This window comes from Morganella sp. HMSC11D09, from assembly GCF_001807955.1.
Taxonomy (GTDB): domain Bacteria; phylum Pseudomonadota; class Gammaproteobacteria; order Enterobacterales; family Enterobacteriaceae; genus Morganella; species Morganella morganii.
The window spans coordinates 74441-98609 of the sequence record NZ_KV791711.1 but is presented as its reverse complement, the minus strand read 5'-3'; the positions used below and the strand labels follow the sequence as shown (position 1 = coordinate 98609).

At 51.5% G+C, this 24169-nt stretch carries 22 protein-coding genes and 1 tRNA gene; 13 read left to right on the top strand and 10 right to left on the bottom strand.

From position 1 onward, the window contains the following. The first annotated feature begins 180 nt into the window (after nt 1-180). Nucleotides 181-726, top strand: a complete 546-nt coding sequence (locus HMPREF3119_RS16070; protein ID WP_004235855.1) for a cell division protein ZapC — start codon at nt 181-183, stop codon at nt 724-726. A gap of 152 nt (nt 727-878) precedes the next feature. Here the strand turns inward: HMPREF3119_RS16070 and HMPREF3119_RS16065 are convergent, their stop codons facing one another. Continuing rightward, complete coding sequence (locus HMPREF3119_RS16065; RefSeq protein WP_004241790.1) at nt 879-1949, bottom strand: MOSC domain-containing protein; 1071 nt, start codon at nt 1947-1949, stop codon at nt 879-881. Between the two features lie 196 nt (nt 1950-2145). Here HMPREF3119_RS16065 and rlmKL point away from each other — a divergent pair, with 196 nt between their 5' ends. The 6 genes from rlmKL (at nt 2146) to rmf (ending at nt 10242) form a co-directional block, all read left to right on the top strand. Beyond that, a complete protein-coding gene (gene rlmKL / locus HMPREF3119_RS16060) occupies nt 2146-4260 on the top strand; it encodes a bifunctional 23S rRNA (guanine(2069)-N(7))-methyltransferase RlmK/23S rRNA (guanine(2445)-N(2))-methyltransferase RlmL (protein WP_032098462.1) in 2115 nt (704 codons plus the stop codon). Nucleotides 4261-4268: 8 nt separating this feature from the next. Next, nucleotides 4269-6188: an ABC transporter ATP-binding protein gene (locus HMPREF3119_RS16055; protein WP_004241793.1), complete on the top strand. Its 1920-nt coding sequence runs from the start codon at nt 4269-4271 to the stop codon at nt 6186-6188. Between the two features lie 33 nt (nt 6189-6221). After that, a complete protein-coding gene (gene pqiA / locus HMPREF3119_RS16050) occupies nt 6222-7499 on the top strand; it encodes a membrane integrity-associated transporter subunit PqiA (protein WP_015422580.1) in 1278 nt (425 codons plus the stop codon). After that, entirely contained in the window at nt 7489-9138 is a 1650-nt protein-coding gene (gene pqiB, locus HMPREF3119_RS16045; RefSeq protein WP_004235862.1) for an intermembrane transport protein PqiB, read from the top strand. Before pqiA ends, pqiB begins: the two co-directional genes overlap by 11 nt. Nucleotide 9139: 1 nt before the next feature. After that, the gene (gene pqiC, locus HMPREF3119_RS16040; RefSeq protein ID WP_070580298.1) at nt 9140-9727 is read left to right on the top strand and encodes a membrane integrity-associated transporter subunit PqiC; all 588 of its coding nucleotides are present in this window, start codon (nt 9140-9142) and stop codon (nt 9725-9727) included. A gap of 347 nt (nt 9728-10074) precedes the next feature. Next, nucleotides 10075-10242, top strand: a complete 168-nt coding sequence (rmf, locus tag HMPREF3119_RS18955) for a ribosome modulation factor (RefSeq protein WP_015422581.1) — start codon at nt 10075-10077, stop codon at nt 10240-10242. 78 nt (nt 10243-10320) lie between these two features. Here the strand turns inward: rmf and fabA are convergent, their stop codons facing one another. Both fabA and HMPREF3119_RS16030 read right to left on the bottom strand, forming a co-directional pair. After that, a complete protein-coding gene (gene fabA / locus HMPREF3119_RS16035) occupies nt 10321-10839 on the bottom strand; it encodes a bifunctional 3-hydroxydecanoyl-ACP dehydratase/trans-2-decenoyl-ACP isomerase (RefSeq protein WP_004241796.1) in 519 nt (172 codons plus the stop codon). An 86-nt stretch (nt 10840-10925) separates the two neighbouring features. Next, nucleotides 10926-12671, bottom strand: a complete 1746-nt coding sequence (locus HMPREF3119_RS16030) for an AAA family ATPase (protein ID WP_015422582.1) — start codon at nt 12669-12671, stop codon at nt 10926-10928. Nucleotides 12672-12931: 260 nt separating this feature from the next. Between HMPREF3119_RS16030 and matP the strand changes: the two genes are divergently transcribed. After that, nucleotides 12932-13390, top strand: coding sequence for a macrodomain Ter protein MatP (gene matP / locus HMPREF3119_RS16025; protein ID WP_015422583.1), 459 nt, complete (start codon nt 12932-12934; stop codon nt 13388-13390). Nucleotides 13391-13448: 58 nt separating this feature from the next. Here the strand turns inward: matP and ompA are convergent, their stop codons facing one another. Beyond that, on the bottom strand, nt 13449-14522 hold the full coding sequence (gene ompA / locus HMPREF3119_RS16020; protein ID WP_032098458.1) for a porin OmpA: 1074 nt from the start codon (nt 14520-14522) through the stop codon (nt 13449-13451). A gap of 349 nt (nt 14523-14871) precedes the next feature. Beyond that, complete coding sequence (gene sulA / locus HMPREF3119_RS16015) at nt 14872-15378, bottom strand: SOS-induced cell division inhibitor SulA (RefSeq protein ID WP_004241800.1); 507 nt, start codon at nt 15376-15378, stop codon at nt 14872-14874. A 225-nt stretch (nt 15379-15603) separates the two neighbouring features. Here sulA and HMPREF3119_RS16010 point away from each other — a divergent pair, with 225 nt between their 5' ends. Next, complete coding sequence (locus HMPREF3119_RS16010; protein WP_004235870.1) at nt 15604-16215, top strand: TfoX/Sxy family DNA transformation protein; 612 nt, start codon at nt 15604-15606, stop codon at nt 16213-16215. 42 nt (nt 16216-16257) lie between these two features. Here the strand turns inward: HMPREF3119_RS16010 and yccS are convergent, their stop codons facing one another. After that, a complete protein-coding gene (gene yccS / locus HMPREF3119_RS16005; protein ID WP_070580297.1) occupies nt 16258-18474 on the bottom strand; it encodes a YccS family putative transporter in 2217 nt (738 codons plus the stop codon). A gap of 156 nt (nt 18475-18630) precedes the next feature. Between yccS and helD the strand changes: the two genes are divergently transcribed. Then, a complete protein-coding gene (helD, locus tag HMPREF3119_RS16000) occupies nt 18631-20685 on the top strand; it encodes a DNA helicase IV (RefSeq protein WP_046024256.1) in 2055 nt (684 codons plus the stop codon). 45 nt (nt 20686-20730) lie between these two features. Here helD and HMPREF3119_RS15995 read toward each other — a convergent pair whose 3' ends face one another. Further along, a complete protein-coding gene (locus HMPREF3119_RS15995; protein WP_070580414.1) occupies nt 20731-21189 on the bottom strand; it encodes a methylglyoxal synthase in 459 nt (152 codons plus the stop codon). Nucleotides 21190-21320: 131 nt separating this feature from the next. Here HMPREF3119_RS15995 and HMPREF3119_RS15990 point away from each other — a divergent pair, with 131 nt between their 5' ends. After that, entirely contained in the window at nt 21321-21734 is a 414-nt protein-coding gene (locus HMPREF3119_RS15990) for a CoA-binding protein (RefSeq protein WP_004235874.1), read from the top strand. Between the two features lie 46 nt (nt 21735-21780). Here HMPREF3119_RS15990 and hspQ read toward each other — a convergent pair whose 3' ends face one another. Continuing rightward, the gene (hspQ, locus tag HMPREF3119_RS15985; RefSeq protein WP_004235876.1) at nt 21781-22101 is read right to left on the bottom strand and encodes a heat shock protein HspQ; all 321 of its coding nucleotides are present in this window, start codon (nt 22099-22101) and stop codon (nt 21781-21783) included. A gap of 202 nt (nt 22102-22303) precedes the next feature. Here hspQ and HMPREF3119_RS15980 point away from each other — a divergent pair, with 202 nt between their 5' ends. After that, complete coding sequence (locus HMPREF3119_RS15980; RefSeq protein WP_004235877.1) at nt 22304-22582, top strand: acylphosphatase; 279 nt, start codon at nt 22304-22306, stop codon at nt 22580-22582. Nucleotides 22583-22589: 7 nt separating this feature from the next. Here the strand turns inward: HMPREF3119_RS15980 and tusE are convergent, their stop codons facing one another. Further along, nucleotides 22590-22919, bottom strand: a complete 330-nt coding sequence (gene tusE, locus HMPREF3119_RS15975; protein ID WP_004241806.1) for a sulfurtransferase TusE — start codon at nt 22917-22919, stop codon at nt 22590-22592. Between the two features lie 191 nt (nt 22920-23110). Here tusE and HMPREF3119_RS15970 point away from each other — a divergent pair. Further along, nucleotides 23111-23198, top strand: a tRNA-Ser gene (locus HMPREF3119_RS15970). Nucleotides 23199-23430: 232 nt separating this feature from the next. Here HMPREF3119_RS15970 and HMPREF3119_RS15965 read toward each other — a convergent pair. Beyond that, nucleotides 23431-23805 carry a hypothetical protein gene (locus HMPREF3119_RS15965; protein ID WP_015422585.1) on the bottom strand — a complete coding sequence of 125 codons (375 nt, stop codon included), beginning with the start codon at nt 23803-23805 and terminating at the stop codon, nt 23431-23433. Nucleotides 23806-24169 lie beyond the last annotated feature (364 nt).

The window sequence follows — 24169 nt, the reverse complement described above, 5'->3', positions numbered from 1 at the left end:
TATTATTCCTGTCAGGGGGTTTATTTTTCCCCCTGTTTCTTTTATATTTTCAGATGTTGCCTGAAAAATTGTCACTGACAGGCAATGCACGTTAAAGCAAACAATCACTTTTAATTATTTTATTTAATGTGTAGTGAAAATATAAATCGCTAATCAGGTATTAGCCGGGAATGTGATCAGATGAAAATAAAACCTGACGATCAATGGCAGTGGTATTACGATGATACGCATGAGCGTATTATGCTGGATCTTGCCAACGGAATGGTATTCCGCTCCCATTTTGCACCACGTCTGCTGGCGCCGTACGCACGGTGTCACAGCCCGTTTTCTGTTGATGATGCCGCGTTATTTTTTATCTTTGAAGAACAGATTAAAAAATTAGATATTCCGGCACAGCAGTGTGCTGAATTAACACTGAATGCGTTAATTGCATCGCGTTTTTTAAAGCCGCAAATGCCGAAGAGCTGGTATTTCTCATTGTTCTGCGCAATGACAAAACCGGAGCAGGGGCAGCTGGTTGAAGTGGTGGCGGATAACAATCGTCAGCGCAGCAACTTTATTGTGGCGGAAGCAGGGGACAGTGCCAGTTTATGTCTGCTGGTTGATCCGGTACTTGAATTACACGATCGGAGCATGTGTTTTTGTGATCCGATAAAGATCATGAATGATCGTTTATTACCAAGAACCCCGGTAACACGGAGTTTATTAATGGGCAGAGCTGTCTGAGGCTGTCCGGTAAACGATCATAATCAGGATCAGATAACGTTATATAACCCCCGGCGGATCCTTATTATTAATAAGTGATCAATTCAGCCGGAAATACCCCCGGTAGTTTATCTGCCGGGGGTATTTTTTTACCGGTCATCCGTGACGGCCGGTTATCCGTGACGAATAGTAATATTGGTTTTCGGAATACAACTGCATGCCAGAATATCGCCGTTCTCTTTTATCGCCCCGGCTTTCAGCGGAGTCACTTCGCCGGAGACCAGCGTGACTTTGCAGCAACCGCAGACACCGGCACGGCAGGAATACGGAATATTGACCTGATGGCCTTCCAGCTGCTCCAGTAAGACGTGCTGATTATTCACCGGGTAGAGTTTACCGTTGAATGTCAGTTCCAGTGCTGCTTCCGGTTGTGCGGGCGCGGCCTGCACCTTTTCCACTTCCTGTTCCTGATACTGACGCGGCTCGCGGGTTTCCAGTATGGTGACGGTATCACCGACCTGAATCACACCACTGTTGCGGGCAATGGCATTCATACCGAAATCCACATCATCATTATCTGCGGCTTTCCGGAAGGTTTGCAGGGTGTGGAACGGCTCCATTTCCGGGTGTTTAATTCCTTTATCCGTACTGACAGTGGTGAGAATACAGCGGCTGCACGGTTTTTTCAGATCAAATACCACATCACCGACCTGAATGGTTTTCCAGCGGTCTTCCGCAAACGGCTCTGCACCAGTGACAATAATATTGCCGCGGAACTGCTCGATTTTAATACCGGCACCGCAGCGACGCTGCACCTCACGGAAAGAGGCTTCATTGACCACCAGATAGGGATAACCGTCAGCAAACGACACCGCAGTGTCCGGGAATTTTTTTACTCTGCGGGTGGATTGCGGGCTGAGCCAGCGCAGCTGTACCGGGATATCAAAGAACTGACACAGCCACTGATTGATTTTTTCCGGTGCAAGCAGTGAGGTGAAATGGTTTCCCCAGACTTCGCACGGGAGGTGATCAGGGCGGAAATCCTCAAACAGGATCGTGGCGCCGCTGCCCTCCGGGCTGCGCAGGTAAATTCCGTTGCTCAGCAGCACCGGGGTAAACAGGACCATCTGCGGGTAGCGGCGGGCGGTGATAAATTTTCCGGTCTCATCCGTTATCATAAAATTGCGGTCAAAGCCCAGCCCGGTTTCCCCGGCATGGCTCTGTGACTGGCGGATGCCCTTCATTGACTTCACAGGAAAGGTGTATAAACGGGAGAGTGTGATGGGTGTTGTCGTCATTGTTATCCGTTCTTTTCGTTATTATCAGTAATACCACAATGGCATCCCGGTTTATCCGGAAAAAGGTGAACGTCAATTTTATGATTTACCGCCCGGATCCGCTATAATGCGCTCCAATTTTTTATTTCAACGGTAAACCATGATGAACGCGTATTTTGCCAGCACCGCCCGCGGGCTCGAAGAACTCTTAAAAAATGAATTAGCGACACTGGGCGCTGAGGATCTCAGTATTACGCAGGGTGGCGTTCACTTCCGGGCGCAGCCGCGTACGATGTACACGTGTCTGATGTGGAGTCGTCTGGCATCCCGTATTTTATTACCGCTGAATGAGTTTAATGTCTATAGCGACATGGATCTTTATCTCGCGGTACAGTCCGTTGACTGGCCGTCGGTGTTCTCTGCTGACAAGACATTTGCCGTGCATTTCAACGGGACTAACGATGAGATCCGTAACAGCCAGTACGGCGCACTGAAAGTCAAAGATGCTATCGTCGACAGCTTTACCCGCAAAACCGGCACGCGCCCAGATGTGGCAAAACAGCAGCCGGATATCCGCATCAATGTCTATCTCAATAAAGAAAAAGCCTCGCTGGCAATCGACCTGAGCGGGGATTCCCTGCATATCCGCGGCTACCGCGAACTGGCCGGTCAGGCACCGCTGAAAGAGAACCTGGCGGCGGCGATTATTCTGCGTTCCGGCTGGCAAAAAGAGACCCCGATGGTGGATCCGATGTGCGGCTCCGGCACCCTGCTGATTGAAGCGGCGATGATTGCCTCTGATTGTGCACCGGGCCTGAACCGCCACCACTGGGGGTTTGAAGCCTGGGGCGGCCACGATAAAGCGGTCTGGGAATCTGTCCGTGCAGAAGCCCGCGAACGCGCTAATGCCGGCCTGGTCAGCGCAACCGCGCGCTTCTTCGGCTCTGATACTGATAAACGTGTACTGGATATGGCCCGCGCCAACGCCCGCCGCGCCGGGGTGGATAAACTGATCACTTTCCAGCAGAAAGATGCCACCAAACTGGAAAATCCGCTGCCGGAAGGCCCGAAAGGCACCATTATTTCTAACCCGCCGTACGGCGAGCGTCTGGAAAGCGAACCGGCGCTGATTGCCCTGCACAGTGTGTTCGGCCGTGTGGTGAAAACCCGTTTCCCCGGCTGGCGTCTGTCATTATTCAGTGCTTCCCCGGAACTCCTCAGCAGCCTGCAGCTGCGTGCAGAGCGTGAATTCAAGGCGAAAAACGGTCCGCTGGACTGTGTGCAGAAAAACTATCAGTTAAGTGACACACCACCGGCAACAGCGCAGGATATCGGGGCGGATTTTGCCAACCGCCTGCGCAAGAATGAGAAAAAATTAGCAAAATGGGCGAAGCAGGAAGGCGTTGAATGTTATCGCCTTTATGATGCCGATCTGCCTGAGTATAATGTCGCGGTTGACCGCTATGCGGATTATGTGGTGGTTCAGGAATATGCGCCGCCGAAAACCGTGGATCCGAACAAAGCGCGTCAGCGCCTGTTTGATGTGATCAGCGCGACACTGGCCGTGTTGGAGTTACCGGCGCACAAGCTGATCCTGAAAACCCGTCAGCGCCAGAAAGGCAAACAGCAATATGAAAAATTGGCGGAGAAACAGAACAGCTTCCTGGTGAAAGAGTATAACGCACAGTTATGGGTTAACCTGACTGATTACCTGGATACCGGTCTGTTCCTTGATCACCGTATTGCCCGCAAAATGCTGGGACAGATGAGCAAAGGCAAAGACTTCCTCAATCTGTTTGCCTACACCGGCTCGGCAACGGTTCACGCCGGTCTCGGCGGCGCGCGCAGCACCACGTCTGTGGATATGTCACGCACGTATCTGGAGTGGGCGGAACGCAACCTGCAGAGCAACGGCCTGAGCGGCAGACAGCATCGTTTAATTCAGGCGGATTGCCTGAGCTGGCTGGCACAGACCCCGGAACAGTTTGATCTGATCTTTATCGATCCGCCGACGTTCTCCAACTCCAAACGGATGGAGGACACCTTTGATGTCCAGCGTGATCACATCGACCTGATGAAACATCTGAAACGTATGCTGCGCCGCGGCGGCACCCTGATGTTCTCCAACAACAAACGCGGTTTTAAATTAGATCAGGACGGTATGGATGCTCTGGGGCTGGTTGCTCAGGAGATCACCGCCAAAACACAGTCACAGGATTTTGCCCGTAACCGTCAGATCCATAACTGCTGGCTTATCCGCCACGCAGGCGAGGAATAACAGAAATTATGTCGTTGATTAATATGGCGGGCGCCTGGCTCGCATTCAGTGATGCTCCGCTGCTGGAAAATGCGGAGATGCATATCGAAGAAAATGAGCGTGTCTGTCTGGTCGGACGCAACGGAGCGGGGAAATCCACCCTGATGCGTGTGCTGACCAAAGAGCAGCCGCTGGATGACGGTACGGTTATCTATGAACAGGATCTGATTGTTGCCCGTCTGCAGCAGGATCCGCCGCGTGATGTGGAAGGCACCGTGTTTGACTTTGTCGCCGAAGGGGTGGCAGAGCAGGCGCAGCATATCAAGGCATTCCATCAGATCTCAAAATTAGTGGAAAGTGACCCGAGTGATAAAAATCTGTCAAAAATGGCGGAACTGCAGGAAATTTTAGACACTCAGAACTTATGGCTGCTCGACAGCCGGATCGCGGATGTGATCGCGCACCTGGAATTACCGGCGGATGAAAAATTATCCGCACTGTCCGGCGGCTGGTTGCGTAAAGCGGCACTCGGCCGTGCACTGGTCAGCGGGCCGAAAGTGCTGTTTCTGGATGAACCGACCAACCACCTGGATATCGAAACCATCCAGTGGCTGGAAAGCTTCCTGAAAAATTTCAGCGGCAGCATTGTCTTTATTTCCCATGACCGTTCATTTATCCGCAATATGGCGACACGGATTATCGATCTGGATCGCGGTAAATTAGCCTCCTGGCCGGGCAGTTATGATGATTATCTGGTGGCCAAGGAAGAGGCACTGCGTGTCGAAGAGATGCAGAATGCGGAATTTGACCGCAAGCTGGCGCAGGAAGAAGTCTGGATCCGTCAGGGCATCAAAGCCCGCCGTACCCGTAATGAAGGGCGCGTCCGTGCCCTGAAAGCCCTGCGCAGCGAACGCGCGGAACGCCGTGAGGTGATGGGCAAAGCGAAGATGCAGGTGGAAGAGGCGACCCGCTCCGGCAAAATCGTCTTTGAAATCGATGATATCAGCTATGGTATTGATGGTAAGGATCTGGTCAGTCATTTCAGTGCTCAGGTAAACCGGGGGGACAAAATTGCCCTGGTCGGCCCGAACGGCTGCGGTAAAACCACATTGCTGAAACTGATGCTCGGTGATTTACAGCCGGACGACGGTAGTGTACACATCGGTACCAAACTGGAAGTGGCTTACTTCGACCAGCACCGTGCAGCGCTGGATCCGGATAAAACCGTGATGGATAACCTGGCGGAAGGCAAACAGGAAGTGCTGGTTAACGGCAAACCGCGCCATGTGCTCGGCTATTTACAGGAATTCCTGTTCCATCCGAAACGGGCGAGAACACCGGTGCGGGCCCTGTCCGGCGGGGAGCGTAACCGTCTGCTGCTGGCAAGATTGTTCCTGAAACCAAGCAACCTGCTGATCCTCGATGAACCGACCAACGACCTTGATGTCGAAACACTGGAACTGCTGGAAGAGCTGGTGGATAACTATCAGGGCACTGTCCTGCTGGTCAGCCATGACCGTCAGTTTGTTGATAACTGCGTGACCGAATGCTGGATTTTTGAAGGCAATGGTACCATCGGGCGTTATGTCGGCGGTTACTTTGATGCACAACAGCAGAGGGCACAGGTTCAGTCGCTGAAAGCCCCGGCGGAGAAAGCAGCGAAACCGGAAGCGGCGGAAGAAAAACGTAAAGATAACATTAAAAAAGCAAATACATCTGCAAAATTAAGTTATAAATTACAGCGGGAACTTGAACAACTGCCGTCATTGCTGGAATCTCTCGACGAGGAAATTCAGCAACTGCAAAGTCAGGTCAGTGCGCCTGAATTCTTTAACCAGCCGCATGATGAAACAGATAAAGTACTGAAGCTGCTGGCAGAGAAAGAGCATGCGCTGGAAGAGGCGTTTGAGCGCTGGCAGACGCTGGAAGCAATGCAGAGCGGGAACTGATCCCGCCTGTGATTTTGGAGAAATAACGAAACAGTGTGTGCTCATCATTCACATGATTCAGTCACGGTGCTGTGTCCGCAGTGCGACCTGGTGGTGGAAATCCCTGAGCTGGAACGGGGAACCAAAGCCGAATGTCCGCGCTGCCACACTCACCTGGCCGCCCGCTGGCGTGAACCGCGCCGCCAGCCGCTGATGTATGCACTCAGCGGCCTGGTGATGTTTGTACTCGCCGGGATGTTTCCGTTTGTCTCGATGAAAGTGGCAGGTATTGAAAGCGAAATCACGCTTTATCAGATACCGTCTGTGATGTTCGGGGATAACTACGGCGGGCTGGCACTGTTCTTTATGGGATTTGTGCTGGCGGTACCGGCCTTCTGCCTGTTTGCCATTACCTTACTGTGCAGCGGGATCCGTCTGCCGCCTTCGCTGGCCATTCCGGTCACGCGGCTGCTGTTCCGGCTGCGTGCCTGGTGTATGGCGGAGATTTTCCTCGCCGGTGTGCTGGTCAGTTTCGTGAAACTGATGGCGTACGGGGATATCGGGCTGGGCGTGAGTTTTCTGCCATATTGTCTGTTCTGTGTGATGCAGGTGCGGGCATTCCAGTGCCTGGATAAACACTGGGTCTGGCAGCGGATTGCACCGCGTCCGCCGCTGCCGGTGGCGCTGGAGGCAGGAAAAGGCGGTTTGTGTCAGGGGGTGCGGCTGTGCGGTACCTGTCAGGCGATTCTGCCGGCAGATATGCATGAGTGTCCGCGCTGCAGCAGCCGGGGTCATGCCCGGCGGCCGAACAGCTTACAACTGACCATGGCACTGCTGTTTACCTCCGTGATTTTATATATCCCGGCAAACCTGATGCCGATTATGATCACCGAATCCCTCGGCAGTGATTTCGGCTCGACCATTATGGCCGGGGTGATTTTGCTGTGGGGGGATGGCTCTTATCCGGTGGCGATGGTGATTTTTATCGCCAGTATCATGGTGCCGAGCCTGAAAATGCTGGCCATCGGCTGGCTGTGTCTGGATGCCAAAGGTCACGGCTGGCGTGATCCCGGCCGGATGCACTTTATTTATGAAATCGTGGAGTTTGTCGGACGCTGGTCCATGATTGATGTGTTTGTGATAGCCGTACTGGCGGCACTGGTGCGGATGGGGCGTCTGATGAGCATCTATCCGGATATCGGTGTGATTTTATTTGCGATGGTGGTCATTCTGACAATGATTGCCGCCGAAATGTTCGACCCGCGTCTGACGTGGGATCGGCTTGAAAAAAAACGGGCGGAGAGTGCTAAGGAGCCTCAGGTTGAACGATAAAACTGATGATTTGACAGAAGCGAAGGTCAGCAAACTGAAAAGCTGGTCACCGGTCTGGATAATTCCCATCGTCACGGTACTGATTGGTGCCTGGATCCTTATCAGCCACTTTCGCGGACAGGGACCGGAAATCACCCTGATCACTTATAACGCGGAAGGGGTCGAAGCCGGTAAAACCAAAATCAAAAGCCGCAGCGTGGATGTCGGTGTGGTTGAAAGTGTCATGCTGGATCAGAGTTACAGCCGCGTGATCATCAAGGCCCGCCTGAACGCAGAGATGAAAGACGTTCTGCGTAAAGATACCGTTTTCTGGGTGGTGAAACCGACGGTCGGCCGTGAAGGGGTCTCCGGGCTGGGCACACTGCTGTCAGGGGCATATATTCAGGTGCAGCCTGCCAATACCGGCGGCGAACGCCGTGAATTTGAACTGCTTGATTCACCGCCGCTGGCGTCTCCGGACGCCAAAGGGATCCGCGTGATATTAACCAGTCAGCAGGCCGGACAACTGAATCCGGGGGATGCTGTGCTGTTCCGTGGTTACCGTGTCGGTTCCGTGGAAACGGCAGAATTTAATCTTGATGAGCGCGAGATGCAGTATGAGCTCTTTATCAACGCACCTTATGACAAACTGGTGACCACCAACGCCCGCTTCTGGAAGGACAGCGGTATTGCCTTTGACATGTCCTCGCAGGGGGTAAGTGTACAGGTCGGTTCGCTCTCCACACTGTTCAGCGGCGGCGTCAGTTTTGATGTGCCGGACGGCTGGCAGCCGGGTGAGGAAGTGAATCCTAAGACCCTGTTTAAGCTGTTTGATAACCAGAAAAGCACGCAAAATTCACTCTACACCGAATATAAAAGTTATCTGCTGTTCTTCTCCGACTCCGTGCGCGGCCTGTCTCCGGGCGCACCGGTGGAATTCCGCGGTATCCGTCTCGGTACAGTGGCACAGGTTCCGTTCTACGCCAAAGGGCTGGGGCAGACATTTGATCAGGATTTCCGCATCCCGGTCCTGATCCATATCGAGCCCGAGCGTTTCGAGAAAGATGTAGGTAAAGATTTCAAACTGGCACAGGAACTGGAAACCGCATTACAGCAGGGGCTGCGCGCCTCACTGAAATCCGGTAACTTACTGACCGGCGCACTGTATGTTGATCTCGATTTCTACCCGGATCAGCCGGCGTGGAAAGCACCGATGAAAATTGCGGATTATGACATTCTGCCGACCACCAGCGGTGGCCTGGTTCAGCTGCAGCAAAAAGTACTGGCGGCGCTGGATAAAATCAACGGCATGCCGATTGAACCGATGATGAAACAGGCGACAGAGACACTGCGTGCCAGCGAAAAAACCATCGCTGAAGCACAGAAAACACTGTCTGAGCTGAATGTGTTACTCAGCAGCAAAGAGTTCAAAGCGCTGCCGAAAGATATGCAGGCCACGCTGCGTGAACTGAACCGCAGTATGCAGGGTATCCAGCCGGGGTCACCGGCGTACAACAAACTGGTTGATGATATGCAGCGTCTGGATCAGGTTCTGCGTGAATTACAGCCGGTACTGCGTACCCTGAATAACAAGAGCAATGCTCTGGTCTTTGAAGCCGCGCCGCAGGCGGATCCGCAACCTAAGAAGGCGAAGAATTAAGATGAAGAAACTGACAAAAGCACTGGCATTCCTGGGCGTTTTTGTACTGGTGGGGTGCAGCAGCACCCCGGTGAAACAGTATTATCAGTTACCAGTGGTGGCTGCGGACAGCAGCAGTGAACAGACCAGCTTCCGCAGTACCGGCAGTGACAACCGCCATCCGCAGTTATGGATCCAGCGTATCACGCTCGGGGATGTGCTGGGAAATGCCGGGATTGTCTATCAGACCAGTGATGTGGAATACAACATCGGCAGCACTAACTTATGGGCCGGTCCGCTGGAGCAGCAGTTGCTGGAAGTAATGACGACGGAACTCAGTCAGGCACTGCCGGACAGACTGGTTTCGGTGCAGCCGCTGGAAAGTAAACCGGATACCCTGACTGTCACTGTCACCGGTTTCCACGGCCGTTATGACGGCAAAGTGATTGTGGCGGGCAGCTGGATTTACACCCACGGTGACGCGGTTATCCGCCACCCGTTTAATCTGGTACTGGAACAGGCGGAAAACGGCTATCCGGCGCTGGTACGTACGCTGGGGGAAGGCTGGGCGCAGGTATCAAAATCGGTGGCTGACGAGCTGCGTAAGTAATTGCTGGTTTACTCTCTGCACCGGATGTGCAGAGAGTAAATTGTCATCAAAATGACAAATTTGTGAAACACGCCACATTAATCCGCTTAATCTGCTGATCGCTAAAACGATTCTTATTTCGTCTGAAACATCCTTCTGAATACCTTTACGGTCCCCTGAAAACTAATAATCTGATTACGCTGGTAAAATAACAGCCCTGTTTTTATTGTGTATTTTTATGAAAAGCGGAACTGACACACCCTGAACCTTCTTTACTTGCAAACTCCGGCCCGAAAGCGTATTTCTATTATGGGTTGAATAAAAATCAACCTGTTTTCAGCACTGAATAACATGAGGGAAGTAACGGCATGAAAAGACAAAAGCGTGATCGTTTAGCCAGAGCATTAACCAAAGGTTATCAGGCGGGTATTTTAGGACGTTCTAAAGAGAGTTGCCCGTATCTTAAAATTGACGAACGTTCTCATTGGTTGGGAGGCTGGCGCGAGGCCATCGATAAAAGGGCGGTCATTGCGTAACCCGGTTTGAAGGATAAAAAACCTCCGCTGTGCGGAGGTTTTTTACGGATAACACCAATAACACCACGGCAGGAAAGATTAAAACGCGCTGGTGTCTTTGAAAAGACCCACTTTCAGATCTGTTGCAGTGTAAATCAGTTTATCATCAACAAAGACTTCGCCGTCACCGATGCCCATGATCAGCTTGCGGTTGATCACACGCTTGAGGTGGATGCGGTAGGTGACCTTTTTCGAGGTCGGCAGTACCTGGCCGGTAAATTTCACTTCACCCACACCCAGTGCACGGCCTTTCCCTTCGCCGCCCAGCCAGCCGAGATAAAAACCGACTAACTGCCACATGGCATCCAGGCCCAGACAGCCCGGCATGACCGGATCATTGACGAAATGGCAACCGAAAAACCACAGCTCAGGTTTGATATCCAGCTCAGCTTCGATATAGCCTTTATCAAAATGCCCGCCGGTTTCGCTCATTTTAATGACGCGATCCATCATCAGCATGTTGCCGGATGGCAGCGGCGGCCCGTCTTCACCAAAGAGTTCGCCCCGTCCTGAGGCTTCAAGTTCTTGCTTTGTGTAGGATTCTTGTTTTGCGACCATAACTCAATCTTTGCCTTGTTTATCAGATAGGCTACACAATAGCTTACACTTGTACGCTGAACAAGTCCGATCAGATAAAAATTGTGCTATTTCCACCAGCGGGAAAACCACGAATTTCTTGGTTTATCCTGATTGTTCGCCAGGAAAATCCGATCCTGAATTATAGCTAACAGGTGTTCTCCGGACGGATTACCGTCCTCTTCATAGTACGGCATATTCATCAGGTGTGAGGCCGCCTGAGAGACGTGGCCTGCTGTCCATATGTGGAATTCACCCTGACGTACCGCTTCAACCACATCATCTGACAGGACCAGGTGACGCTCGTTGGAGGCCGGGATAATCACACCTTGTTTGCCGGTCAGCCCTCTGGCCTGACACAGCCGGAAGAAACCTTCGATTTTTTCATTTACGCCGCCGATGGCCTGCACAAACCCGAACTGGTCAACAGAACCGGTCACGGCAATCTGCTGGTCAACCGGCTGCCAGGAGAGGGCACTGATAAGTGCGCACAGCTCAGCCAGAGAGGCGCTGTCACCATCCACTTCGCCGTAGGACTGTTCAAAGACCACGGAGGTGGAGAACGGGAACGGCTGTTCCAGTTTAAGCTCCGCAATCAGGTAAGCCTGCATAATCATCATACCCTTGGCGTGAATATTACCGCCAAGCTCTGATTTGCGCTCCACATCAACAAATTCACCATCACCGATATGTGCCACACAGGTGATACGGGAGGGCTCTCCGGTCGCTTCCGGGTGTCCCGGATACTGCAGAACGGACAGTCCGTTGATCTGGCCGACAGCACTGCCCTGAGTCTGGATATACACCTGACCCTGAAGAATCTCATCCAGCCCGCGATCGGCCAGATAGCCGTGGCGCCAGCTGCGGTTGTCTTTGATTTTGCGCAGCGCTTCTGCGGTGATGGTATCCGCAGGCAGCAGGGTGGCGGCATCGCGCAGCAGAGTGGTCAGCCATGTCAGGTCGAGCGGCAGGGTCCTTTTATCTTCCTGAAAACGCATCCCCTGACGGAGCAGCTCATACCAGCCGTCAGCACTGAGCGGCGGCAGCTGATTTTGCTTCAGCAGCCCGTTGACAAACTGACACCAGACGGTCAGCTGTTCTGTTTCTTCCAGCTGACAATCAAATTCATATTCGCCGTACAGCGCTTCTTCGCTCAGTTCCGGCTCGGAGAGCATAAACTCATCCAGACTCAGGCGATCGCCCACCACGATGACCCGCAGGTTAAGCGGCATGCTGTCAACCGGGAACGGCAGCGGATGCTGTTCGGTGTGGGCCAGCCAGTCAAAACGCTGTGCGCAGACCATCTGCTTTAAACGCAGCCACATCAGCGGCTGTGCGAGCAGGCTGCGCAGTGACATGATCAGAAAGCCGCCATTAACCTGATGAATAATACCGGGCTGCAACTGCACGTGCTGGTGATGGGTATAGACCTGGCCGAACAGCTGCTCCGGTTCAATCCAGTCACAGACAGCAAACGGCTGCACTGCACTGAAATGGCCGTTATCCGACGGTGTAAAGACAAACCTGTGATTATCGAAGTGGTATTCACCGCCCATAGTGCGTTTTTGCCGGATTTTGACTTCCGGTGGCAGTAATTGCGCTATGGTATTCAGGTAGCACTCGCTTTCGTCACTTTTGACCAGCATAAAACGGCGTTTTGCTGCCGGATGGCTGAAAAGTGACAGGCTTTCCTGTAAACGCGGCTGCACGATATCAGCCTGCTGAGCAGGTAGTTCAGAAGCGGTTTGCAGGATGGTGTGGTAACTGTTTTCATCAGGCAGTAATGCCTGCCAGGTCAGCTGTTTAATATTCACTCGGTATTGTCTGCTTTTGATAATGTCGGATTTAATCGTTGCGGCAGGATCTGGTGCTCCCCGCAGTGTGCGGTTATCAGCACCGCCTTTGAATAGTAACGAAAATAGCGGGACATTGTAGCGCGTAAGCAGGCCGGATAGCTATCCTCGCGGCGTTTATTTTTACCCGTCCTGAGCGGAAAGAATTGTGCAGAGGAGCGGTTTTTTACGGGGAATATTGCTATGCTTATGTCAGTGTTACCCTGTCACTGAGAAAAATCATGAAATATCAGCAACTAGAGAATCTTGAATGTGGCTGGAAGTGGGCATATCTGGTCAAAAAACACCGCGAAGGTGAAGAAATTACCCGTTATACGGAAAAAAGCCGGGCTGAGGAAGCAGTGGCGCAGTTACTGAAACTGGAGTCACATCCGGTAAAAGTGACGGCGTGGATACAAAAACATATGGCACCGGGACTGGCGAACCGGATGAGTCAGACTATCCGCGCACGGCGCAAGCGGCATTTTAATGCTGAGCAGCAGCATACCCGCAAAAAATCGGTTGATCTGGAGTTTCTGGTCTGGCAACGGCTGTCGGCGTTATCACAGCGGCGCGGCAGTACCTTATCGGACACGATTGTGCAGTTGCTGGAAGATGCGGAGCGCAAGGAAAAGTACGCGACGAAGATGACATCGCTGAAGGAAGATCTGCAAAGCCTGCTGGGAACAGACAAAAAATAAACCCCATCCGGAGATGGGGTTTATACAATTCATTGCATCATACAACCGAATTCAGAACTTACTGAGCAGCCTGCTGAGAGACTTGTTCAGTTACACCCTGGATTTCGATTTCAACACGACGGTCTGGTGCCAGACATTCGATCAGAGCAGCGCGCTGTTTGATATTGTCACATTTGTTGCCAGTAACAGGATCTTCTTTACCGCGGCCTTCTGCACGGATGCTGCCGGCTGGGATGCCTTTAGCGACCAGGTAATCTACAACGCTCTGTGCACGTTTCTGAGACAGTGGCAGGTTGTAGTTCTGGGAACCGATGCGGTCAGTGTAACCGATAACCAGGACGTTGCCCTGAGTCGGATCGATTGACGCCAGTTCGTTGAACAGCTGGTTCAGAGCTTCCTGACCTTCAGCTTTCAGAGTAGATTTGTTGAAGTTGAACAGAACGTCTGAACGCAGGGTGAAACGTTTGTTCTCAACAACTGGTGCAACAACCGGAGCTGGTTCTGCAACTGGTGCAGCAACTTCATCCTGGCCGAAACGGTAAGCAACACCAACACTCAGCATGCCGTTATCAGGACGTGCCATAGTGGTTTCTTTATCGCCGATGTTGTTGATCCACTGATATTCTACGCGAGCTGCGATATCACGGGTGATTGCATACTCAGTACCCAGTGCGAACAGCGGAGAAACACCAGTGTCGTTGCCTTTAACGCGCTCACCATCGATAGATGCGGTTGCGTCTGCACGCCATACCATTGCACCCAGACGGGTATAAACGTCTAAGTCATCCATTACCGGATAGCTCAGTTTGGTAGTCAGCTGAACGCCCTGTGCTTTGAATGCGCCGTTGTTACCGTCGCCTTTGTAAGGCATACGACCTAACCAGTCATAACCTAATTCAAAGCCCATGTACTGGTTGTGCTGATAACCAGCATAGATACCAGCGCCGAGCTGATCTTTATGAACCGGACCAGTGTTGCCTAAGCTTTCACCGTCAAAACCAGTACCGGTGTTCTGATACTGAGACCAACCTAATTTACCACCGGTATACCAGGTATTGTCTTTTGGAGCTGCCTGCGCAACGCTTGCGAAAGCTGCCACTGCCACTGCTACTGCGATAGCTGTCTTTTTCATTTTACGCCTCGTTATCATCCAAATTGGCTCTGGCTTAATAGCCTTATTATCGCCTTTGGTTTTTAAAAATAGTCAGGGATTATGTGCGCTATTTAGTAAATAGCTCCCAACAGGGAATTTTAAGCACTACCTTAACGGTGTAAAGTCTACAGCGAACTATAAAAGTTACAAGCCTGTCCTGCGGAATTCGACTAAAAAAATGTAAAAAACTGTACTGATTCATAAACATACAAAATAGTCAATTTCTTTGGATATTTGGCTTAACACGTTGAAATAGTGTAATTTTATTAACCAAGCAGAGCAAATGATACGGGCATGTAAAAAACTCTGAGAATATTCTTAATTTTCCTTAATGATAAGGGAAAGAGTGAATTTGTAATGTATTCAGTTGTCGTGCAACAGGTGCACTGTCATGATGCCATTCCTGCGGACGCATAATAAAACCGAGGCAGCCGCCCTGTTCCGCCGCGCGCTGTAACCGGGCATTTTCCTGCTCAGTCAGTACCGGCAGCCAGCCCAGAACCACACTGTAGTTACCGCTGGCGAGTGCTTTCTCCATAGCGGCAACACTGTTGATCGCCGGGATGCGGGACAACTGCATGATTTTATCACCCGGCAGCTGATTCTGCGATAACCAGGTGCGGTTAAGTTTTGCACCCGGAGAGAGCCATAACAGCCAGCGGGACTCCCCGGCAAGCTGACGTAATAAAGGAAGCAGAATGTGGGTCAGGACGATATCATTATTGCGATAAACCAGTTCGCTGACCATTCCGTTCAGACGGCGTTCCCCCGCAAGGGCGGGTGACACAGATGCCGGTGTAACAGGGACGTATTCCCGGGTTGCCTGCTGGCGCATAGTTAACCTCACATAGTGATGCTGTATATGTGTACAGTATAATCCAATTCCGCTCAGATCAAGTAAATTTTTTTCCATACAACTCGCAAAATTCAGGTTTGCCGGATACAAATACGAATTTATCGTTGGCAATCGGGGAAACATTCCTTATTTTGTGGCGACAGCTGAGCTCAGTCAGGGAATGACACAACGATACGTTTAACCTGCTTTCAAAGGACTGATAATATGAAGGATTATTTGAAATTGTCAGATGTTCAGTTTGATCGTCTTCAACACAGCACACAGCCGTTCGGCCGGATCCGCCTGAAATCACAGTTCGGGTGTATGGGATTATCCATTGACCGGGTCACTTTTGCACTGATAGCCAACAGTCAGCTCTGGCTGAAAAGCACAGAGGCCACCCGCGAGCTGTTCTGCCGGCTGGAACTGAGTGACCGGTTTACTTATCCCAAGCGGATCCTGCCGATGCGGATTAACTATTACCGTGTTCCGGACGCGGTATGGCAGTGCCCTCAGCAGAGTGAGTTCCTTTTTTACCAGACCTACCTGCATGCACGGGAACATGCACAGTCACAGCAGCAACTGCCGTCGCGGATTAAAGATCTGCCGAATGTGGACAGAGCTCTGGAACGCCGCTTATGGCAGGCGGGGATCCGCCGGGTGGATGACCTCTATTTGCTGGGTGCCAAAGCGAGCTTTCTGAAGGTCAAAGCCCGGCCGCAGAATGAGCTGAAATTACTGTTTGCCATCGCGGGAGCCATTGAGGGGTGCCACAGTGCGGTATTACCGAAAGCACTGCGGGAGGATCTTATCCATTGGCATGGCCGGCTGAACTAAACGGCGCAGGTATCCCGGGGAAATGTTTTCCCCGGGAAGACATCAGCTGTCCGGTGTTTCTTCCGCCGCAGTCTGTTTTTTGCGGCGGAACCGCCCGGCGGAAGGCTGCAGATTATGCTCTTTATCATTGATCTGCCGGATAAGCCCGGTAATGTCCGGTGTCAGGCTGAGTAACAGGCGAATCTGTTCCAGCACCAGCTGCTCGGTACTATTATTGTCACAGGTACATTTATCCAGACGCTGTGCGAGCGCATCTGAAATAGCCTGAATCTGCAAATCTTCCCGATGTCCTTTTTGCAGTGCGATCTCGATATAGCGGATGGCATCATTCAGCAGACGCAGAATAGTGTCATCCGTGAGCTTGGTGCGGTGAGCCCCGAGCGCGGAAATATAACTGAGCAGGGTGTGGTTGAGACAGAGCAGGCGGAACGCCTCATCCTGAGATGTACGGTAACTGCTCGGCTCTGAGGATATGTTCGCTACCACAGAGGCAAACTCCCCGTCGCTGATATGCGCATCACGACGGGCAACCCGGTACTCCAGGCTGTCAGTTTTACCGTTGTAATACTGTTGCAGGATTTGTTCCAGATAACGGCCGTTTGCCTGCATGGTGCGGTCAATCACCAGCGGCAGCTGGCGGTATTTCCAGTCCGGCCAGATATAGCTGACAGCAAACCAGGCGAGTCCGCAGCCGATCAGGGTATCGATGATGCGGTGGATGGCGATATCAAACCCTTCACCCAGCAGGTTAAAACTGAACAGCACCAGCAGGGTAATAAAAATAGTGGCCTGGGCGTACTGACTGGTGCGGAACACAAAGAACATCAGCCCGGACAGTACCATCAGAATAAGCTGTCCCTCATAAGACGGCACAAAATACATGATCGGCAGGCCGATAAGGATCCCGGCGAGAGTCCCCACTATGCGCAGCATCAGGCGGCGTCGTGTGGCACTGTAGTTCGGCTGGCAGACAAACAGGCTGGTCAGCATAATCCAGTAACCGCGGGTCAGATCGAAGGTCAGGATAATGGCGTAACCGGCACACAGCAGCAGCGACATCCGGATAGCATGGCGGAACAGGGCGGAGCGTGGTGTCAGGTTCTGCCTGACCCGCGCCCAGATATCACGCAGTCCCTGCAGGTTTTCGTTGGACAGGCGTGCATCTTCCTGCATCTTTTCCGCCGGAAGCTGAGTCTGCTCTGCGGTCAGTCCTTTAAGCTGGGAATCGACACCGCGCAGGTTGGTCAGCAGATGGCGCAGAGCCATGACACTGCTGTTACCGGGCTTTTGCTGCTCCAGCAGGTTGAGGGAGTTTTCCAGATAAGAAAATGTCCGCTCAAAACGCGGGTTATGGTGATATTTGCGGCGCTGCAAAATGGCCTGCGCAACAGCGGCGCAGGCATGTCCCTGCATGGTCATCAGCCGCTGAAAGCGGAACATAATATCGCTGTAACGCAGTTCATTGCTTAAATTCTGATACTGGATATGAGACGAACTCGCCCGCTCGTGAATATCCTGGGCAACAAAGTAATATTGAAGGGCATGGCGGGTACTGCGCTGGCCGCGGTCACCTTTCAGGCGGGAAAACAGGGTCATTTTTGCCTGATGCATGGCTTCCGTCAGTGCGCTGTTCGCCATCGCCAGTTCAAAGACGGACTGCTGATAATCTTCTTCTATATCCGGGTCAAACAGGTTTGCTTTTGCCTCCAGATAATTGGAGAGCTGCATATAATAGCGGGCAAGATTATCCTGCAGCGGACGGACAGGGAAAAACAGGTGCCCGGTCAGGGTCAGCAGGTTATACCAGACCGCACCGGTCAGCAGTAACAGCGGTTGCTGATACCAGTCATCAAACAGGTTTTTACCCAGCATGGTGTAAATCGCGATCAGCAGTGCCCCGAAAGCAATGGTGGCGTAACGCTGCCCGAGCGCACCCAACAGAATAAACCCGCTGGTTGATACCGCAAGTCCTGCCATAAACAGGAGGTGGTGGTCATACAGCAGTTCAATGGCCGCAGACGCGACAAAGAAAGAGATCAGCGTGATAAACAGATTACGCAGACGCCCGGCGAGCCGGTCATCCAGGTCTGTCAGTGCGGCGGCCACCATCCCGAGTGTCAGGGCAATGGTGACTTTCGGCGGCATGTGCAGCAGCCACGGCACCAGTGTGGTACCTGTCAGCGCAATCAGGATGCGGAAATAATAAAGAAAATGGCTGTTATAAATATACCGGCTGAAGCCGAGAAACGCTGCAAGCACAATAACCTCAATGAGTCAGAAATACCCTTAACGGGAATTTGGCAGTAAACTAATTGTGTCTTTCCTGTAATATGGCAATGGTATGGCGCTGGCATACGTTTTACCACATCTGGTTTTATCACATATTGATTTCAATCTTGTAACGGTGCGGAACACATGGAATTAAAATCAACACAAATGGGGCAGACACTGGCCCGGCATCCTTACAACCGCGTGCGGTTACTTAACGCAGGTATCGAAGTCAGCGGGGCAAAACACCGGTATGTTATTCCTTTCAATGAGTTAATCAATATTCAATGTAAACGCGGTATCGTCTGGGGCGAACTGGAATTTGAACTGCCGGATGAGCAGGTTGTGCGTCTGCACGGTACCCAGTGGCAGGAAACTCAGGAATTCTATCAGTATCTTACCGATATCTGGTCACGCTGGAGTGAAGAGATGAGCGTGGTCAGCGCGGGTGTGCTGGATAAACAGGTCAGTGAAATTAAGTCGGTGATTCAGGCCGACCGCTGGCTGACACAACCGGAAAGTCAGAAACTCCGTGACAACATTCTGCACGCCTTTGCGGCACTGCCGCTGCCCCGTGCGCGTCTGGCCGGTTTTGATAATTGTGCACAGTCTTATCAGTTTTGTCTGGACTGGCTCAGCCACACCGATGAAAAACGCCGTCAGCGCAACCGCGAATGGACACAACAATGCCTTGAAACCTACGTGGATTTCTTTGCCAGTGTGGAATCCTCCCCGCTGAATACTTCGCAGAGTGAGGCGGTGGTTAATGGTGAGCCTTCCGTGCTGGTACTGGCGGGAGCCGGAAGCGGTAAAACATCGGTGCTGGTGGCACGGGCAGGCTGGCTGCTGCGCCGTCAGCAGGCGCTGCCGGAGCAGATCCTGATGCTCGCCTTCGGGCGGCAGGCGGCGGATGAGATGAATGAACGGATCCGCACCTGTCTGCACACAGAAGAGATCCGCAGTAAAACCTTTCACGCCCTCGCACTGCATATTATCCGCGAAGCATCCAATAAATCGCCGGTTATCAGTGCGCTGGAAAGCGACACAGCCGCCCGTCATGAACTGATTAAATCCGTCTGGCAGACTCAGTGCCGTGAGAAAAAAGCACAGGCAAAAGGCTGGCGCGAACTTATCAGCGGCAGTATGAACTGGCTGGTGGATGAGGAGGAATACTGGGAAGATGAAACCCTGTGCCGCCGCATGGTGCCGAGGATTGACCGCTGGCTGAGCCTGATGCGCATGAACGGCGGTAGTCAGAAAGTGATGATTGAGTCCGCACCGCCGGATATTGCACCGGAATTCACAAAACAAATCAAACTGATGGCGCCGTTTTTAAAAGCCTGGAAAAGTGCCCTGAAAGACGAGGGGGCGACAGATTTCTCCGGGCTTATCCATCAGGCGGTGAATCTGATTGAAAAAGGGCGCTTTATCTCGCCGTGGAAAGCGGTGCTGGTGGATGAGTTCCAGGATATCTCACCGCTGCGGGCAAAACTGATCCATGCCCTGCGGGCCCAGAACCCGCAGACCACACTATTTGCTGTCGGTGATGACTGGCAGGCTATTTACCGTTTCAGTGGTGCGGAACTGACACTGACCACGGATTTCAGCGCGGTCTTCGGCGAAGGGGGACAGTGTGCGCTGGATACCACATACCGCTTTAACAGCCGTATCGGGGAGATCGCCAACGAATTTATTCAGCGTAACCCGCAGCAGTTAACCAAACCCCTGAACAGCCTGACGAAAGGGGATAAAAAAGCGGTGCTGTTACTGCCGGACAGTCAGCTGGAAGCATTACTGAATAAAATGAGCGGTTATGTGACCGGAGAAGAAACGGTTCTGATCCTGGCGCGTTATCACCACCTTAAACCGGAGATTCTGTCGGTGGCAGCAACCCGCTGGCCGCATCTCAATATCCGTTTTATGACCATGCATGCCTCGAAAGGTCAGCAGGCGGATTACGTCATTATTACCGGACTGACGGATGAACGGGACGGTTTCCCGGCTGCAGCACGGGAATCGGTGATTGAGCAGGGATTACTGCCGCGGGAAGAGGAGTTTATACATGCCGAGGAGCGTCGCCTGATGTATGTGGCGCTGACCCGGGCAAAAAAACAGGTCTGGTTGCTGTATGACAAAGACTCGCCGTCCTGCTTCGCGGAAGAACTGGCGGATATGGGCGTCAGCCGGGTGAAAAAGCCCTGAAATATGAAAGAAGCGGCGGTAAATTATCACCGCCGCAGAAAGCCGTTACTGAGTCCGCTCACTTAAATAGCGGTTGTAATCCGGAATAACAATATCCACATCGTTATCGAAATCCGGCGAGTGAATAATAAAATCAGCGGTGGACATATTGGTTGCCACCGGGATATTCCAGACGGTCGACAGGCGCAGCAGCGCTTTCACATCCGGGTCATGAGGCACGGCATTGAGCGGATCCCAGAAAAAAATCAGCACATCAATTTTCCCTTCCGCAATCATTGAGCCTATCTGCTGATCCCCGCCCATCGGCCCGCTCAGCATGCCGGTGATTTCAAGCCCGGTTTCGCGGCTGATCAGTTTGCCGGTAGTGCCGGTGGCGAACAGCTCATGGCCTTCTAATTTAGCCAGATTGCGTTTAACCCAGTCCAGTAATTTGGTTTTATAGTGATCATGAGCCACAAGGGCGATTTTTTTATGCTTGGTCAGTACTCGGGTGGTCGATTCCATAACGCTCTCTTTTCCGGCGAATAAAATGTTATTCAATAACATAAGCGAAAAAAAGGGTTCCGCCAACAGGTGATTTTCAATTCAGTATGCTATAACTCAGATTGTTGCGCAGGATGATAAAAGAGGCTTCTATGAATGACACATTTCTGACCGGTATTCTTCAGCAGGTAAAAACGATCGCTGTGGCGGGGGCGAGTGATAAACCGGACCGCCCTGTTTATCATGTGATGGAGTATCTGCTGGGACAGGGATACCGGGTGATTCCGGTGAATCCGAAACTGGCGGGAAAAACCCTGATCGGGCAGATGGTGTATGCCACGCTTGCCGATATTCCGGAGCCGGTGGATATGGTGGATGTTTTCCGTAATGCGGATGCCGCACCGGGTATTGCGCAGGAAGCGATTGCCATAAAAGCGAAAGTGCTGTGGCTGCAGCAGGGGATTATCAGCAGTGAGGCGAAAGCGCTGGCGGAAAACGCCGGGCTGCTGTTTGTTGAGGATCGCTGCCCGAAAATTGAGATCCCGCGTCTGGGGCTGGAAAAGTAAGTAAAAATAAAGCCCCGGCATGTGAGTGGCGGGGCTCTTCGTATTGTTAATTGCGCAACCGGGGAGACTGTAACTGGTTGCGGATGGACTCAGCCAGTTCATCCATAGTGATGTTATCGGGGTGGTCTTCATCCATCTCATAGGTGATCTGGGCTTCTGCCAGATAGCTATGGATAGGCTCACCGTTATCGTCTTCCATCACGACGTGGTACCAGGGCGCAGAGCGCAGGTTCATATTGGATGCGATGTCGTCCTCTTCCGGCTGATCCAGTGAGTATTCAGCATCAATGTCGACAATCACGCCCAGGTAGCCAAGCAGCTTATGGCGAACTTGTTGTCCGATACCGAACTTACTTGAAATCATCATAATCACCTCCGAAGAAACTTTGCTCTGTTACTAATATGGGGGGTACTGATGACAGATTCAATCCCTTAACAGATTGTTGTTTCCTATCACTGCAATCAGCAACAGCTGACAATTTCAGGTTATCGGGGAGTGGGTAAAATTACAACCGGCGGACAGCGATACAGATTAAAATAGTGACATTTTCGGAAAAAGGAGCGATATAATGAAGATCGGACGACATTTTGCCGTATACGGACGCGTTCAGGGCGTTGGTTTCCGCTATCAAACGTTTTACTGGGCAAAACGCCATAATGTGACCGGTTTTGTCCGCAATCGTCAGGATGGCAGTGTGGAAATTGAAGCGTATGGCGATGAAAGTGTGCTGGAGGCCATGACCGCATGGCTGGAGGCGGGCGGGCCGCCGGGGGCGAAAGTGACAGATATCATCGCAACCCCCTGTGATTACAGGGAAGTTGCGGTATTCCGTGTCCGCCACGAATAAACGGCGGTCAGATACATTTCACCGGTTTCGGCAGACCGGCCAGCTTTGTTGCCTGTTTGGCCGGGCCTTTCGGAAACAGGCGGTACAGATAACGACTGTTCCCGCGCTCCTCGCCATACTTCTGTGTGATGGCTTTCACCAGCATGCGGATAGCCGGTGAGGTATTAAATTCCAGATAAAAATCCCGCACAAAGCGGATAACTTCCCAGTGCTGTTCTGTCAGGGTGATTTCTTCCTGTTCAGCCAGCAGCGGCACCATTGCTTCCTGCCAGTCCTGCACATTGAGTAAATAGCCGTGGGGGTCAGTGGCGATTTCACGCCCTTCAAACACAAACATAATCTGAACCTGCTGAAAATGAGAATGAAAATGTAGCAAAAATCTGCCGCTACCCCAAGCATCAGAAGAAAGAAAGCGGTGATAATGATGATAAAATCAGCTAACACATTGAGAAATGACTAAATTTCCGGCATTTAAACTATCCGGGACTTTACAAGGCACAGTGAGGGGACTATAGTGCACGTCATTGCGGAGGGGTGGCCGAGCGGCTTAAGGCAGCGGTCTTGAAAACCGCCGACGGGAAACCGTCCGAGAGTTCGAATCTCTCCTCCTCCGCCATCTCAACGTCTCCCAGTATCTCCTGAAGTCTCTCAATTCCTGATAAATCATTCCTTACAGTAACGTTATTTGCCCGGCTATCAGCGAAAACCTCACCAAACTGCACAGTATGAATTTCGCTGAAGTCAGATATAACAGAGTGCAGGGCGTGATATTATGATGGTGCCACTTCGCTTTGTCTGATTCGTTCCGTATTGGGTCACCGGAGTTTTATGTTTAACTTTTAACAATGTTAGAGGTTTAAAATATATTTCAGTTCTTTTATTTTTTCTTTTTGCGGCGACTGATGAATATCTGCACAGTAGCTTTTTTCATATTCATCGATTAAATTTTCCACAGAGAGTCTTTTGTTCGGAACATCCATTTTTAAATCATCTCTTGCTTCCTGCTGTAAACGCATACTATCGTAACCGCTCATTTTAGGTATTTCATCACCAAAAACAGATGTTACCCCATTCATGCGAAAATTAACCTTCGCTTGTTGATCTCCGATTTCATCAACGGCAAGCCTGCACTTCATATATTTTACGACTTTCGTTTCCTGAGTATCGCAGCCTTGTAATAAAATACATCCGATTGTAACGACAATAATACCGAAAATTTTCATCCCTCAGATACCCTTAATTTAATGGTAATAAAGTGTGATTTTCTCACAAAAAATTATCCGTGATAAATAAAAGGTTTCTCTGTTCCCTGAACCGAAACAGTTTTCTCAGATAATTTTCTTCAGGCGGACTGTCCACTCCGGCCGGAAGCTGACGTCGCCGCATTCAGCATCATGCTGCTGATTAGCACAATATTTTTTCCGGCAATATTTCCCTTCCCGTTTCGTCAAAAATGTCGATTATTGTTGTCTGACACATCAAAAAACCGATCCTTCATTGATTATAAAGCTATTTTTTACTGGCATGTAATATGCATAGATGACATTTCTTTTCTTACTCTTTTACTCCCTGGTCAGGGGAAAGGAC

Bases quoted from the DNA above. Each gene is read 5' to 3' on its own strand.
- HMPREF3119_RS16070 (WP_004235855.1), top strand. From the start codon at position 181: ATGAAAATAAAACCTGACGATCAATGGCAGTGGTATTACGATGATACG.
- HMPREF3119_RS16065 (WP_004241790.1), bottom strand. From the start codon at position 1,949: ATGAAGGGCATCCGCCAGTCACAGAGCCATGCCGGGGAAACCGGGCTG.
- rlmKL (WP_032098462.1), top strand. From the start codon at position 2,146: ATGAACGCGTATTTTGCCAGCACCGCCCGCGGGCTCGAAGAACTCTTA.
- HMPREF3119_RS16055 (WP_004241793.1), top strand. From the start codon at position 4,269: ATGTCGTTGATTAATATGGCGGGCGCCTGGCTCGCATTCAGTGATGCT.
- pqiC (WP_070580298.1), top strand. From the start codon at position 9,140: ATGAAGAAACTGACAAAAGCACTGGCATTCCTGGGCGTTTTTGTACTG.
- rmf (WP_015422581.1), top strand. From the start codon at position 10,075: ATGAAAAGACAAAAGCGTGATCGTTTAGCCAGAGCATTAACCAAAGGT.
- fabA (WP_004241796.1), bottom strand. From the start codon at position 10,839: ATGGTCGCAAAACAAGAATCCTACACAAAGCAAGAACTTGAAGCCTCA.
- matP (WP_015422583.1), top strand. From the start codon at position 12,932: ATGAAATATCAGCAACTAGAGAATCTTGAATGTGGCTGGAAGTGGGCA.
- ompA (WP_032098458.1), bottom strand. From the start codon at position 14,522: ATGAAAAAGACAGCTATCGCAGTAGCAGTGGCAGTGGCAGCTTTCGCA.
- sulA (WP_004241800.1), bottom strand. From the start codon at position 15,378: ATGCGCCAGCAGGCAACCCGGGAATACGTCCCTGTTACACCGGCATCT.
- HMPREF3119_RS16010 (WP_004235870.1), top strand. From the start codon at position 15,604: ATGAAGGATTATTTGAAATTGTCAGATGTTCAGTTTGATCGTCTTCAA.
- helD (WP_046024256.1), top strand. From the start codon at position 18,631: ATGGAATTAAAATCAACACAAATGGGGCAGACACTGGCCCGGCATCCT.
- HMPREF3119_RS15995 (WP_070580414.1), bottom strand. From the start codon at position 21,189: ATGGAATCGACCACCCGAGTACTGACCAAGCATAAAAAAATCGCCCTT.
- HMPREF3119_RS15990 (WP_004235874.1), top strand. From the start codon at position 21,321: ATGAATGACACATTTCTGACCGGTATTCTTCAGCAGGTAAAAACGATC.
- hspQ (WP_004235876.1), bottom strand. From the start codon at position 22,101: ATGATGATTTCAAGTAAGTTCGGTATCGGACAACAAGTTCGCCATAAG.
- HMPREF3119_RS15980 (WP_004235877.1), top strand. From the start codon at position 22,304: ATGAAGATCGGACGACATTTTGCCGTATACGGACGCGTTCAGGGCGTT.
- tusE (WP_004241806.1), bottom strand. From the start codon at position 22,919: ATGTTTGTGTTTGAAGGGCGTGAAATCGCCACTGACCCCCACGGCTAT.
- HMPREF3119_RS15965 (WP_015422585.1), bottom strand. From the start codon at position 23,805: ATGAAAATTTTCGGTATTATTGTCGTTACAATCGGATGTATTTTATTA.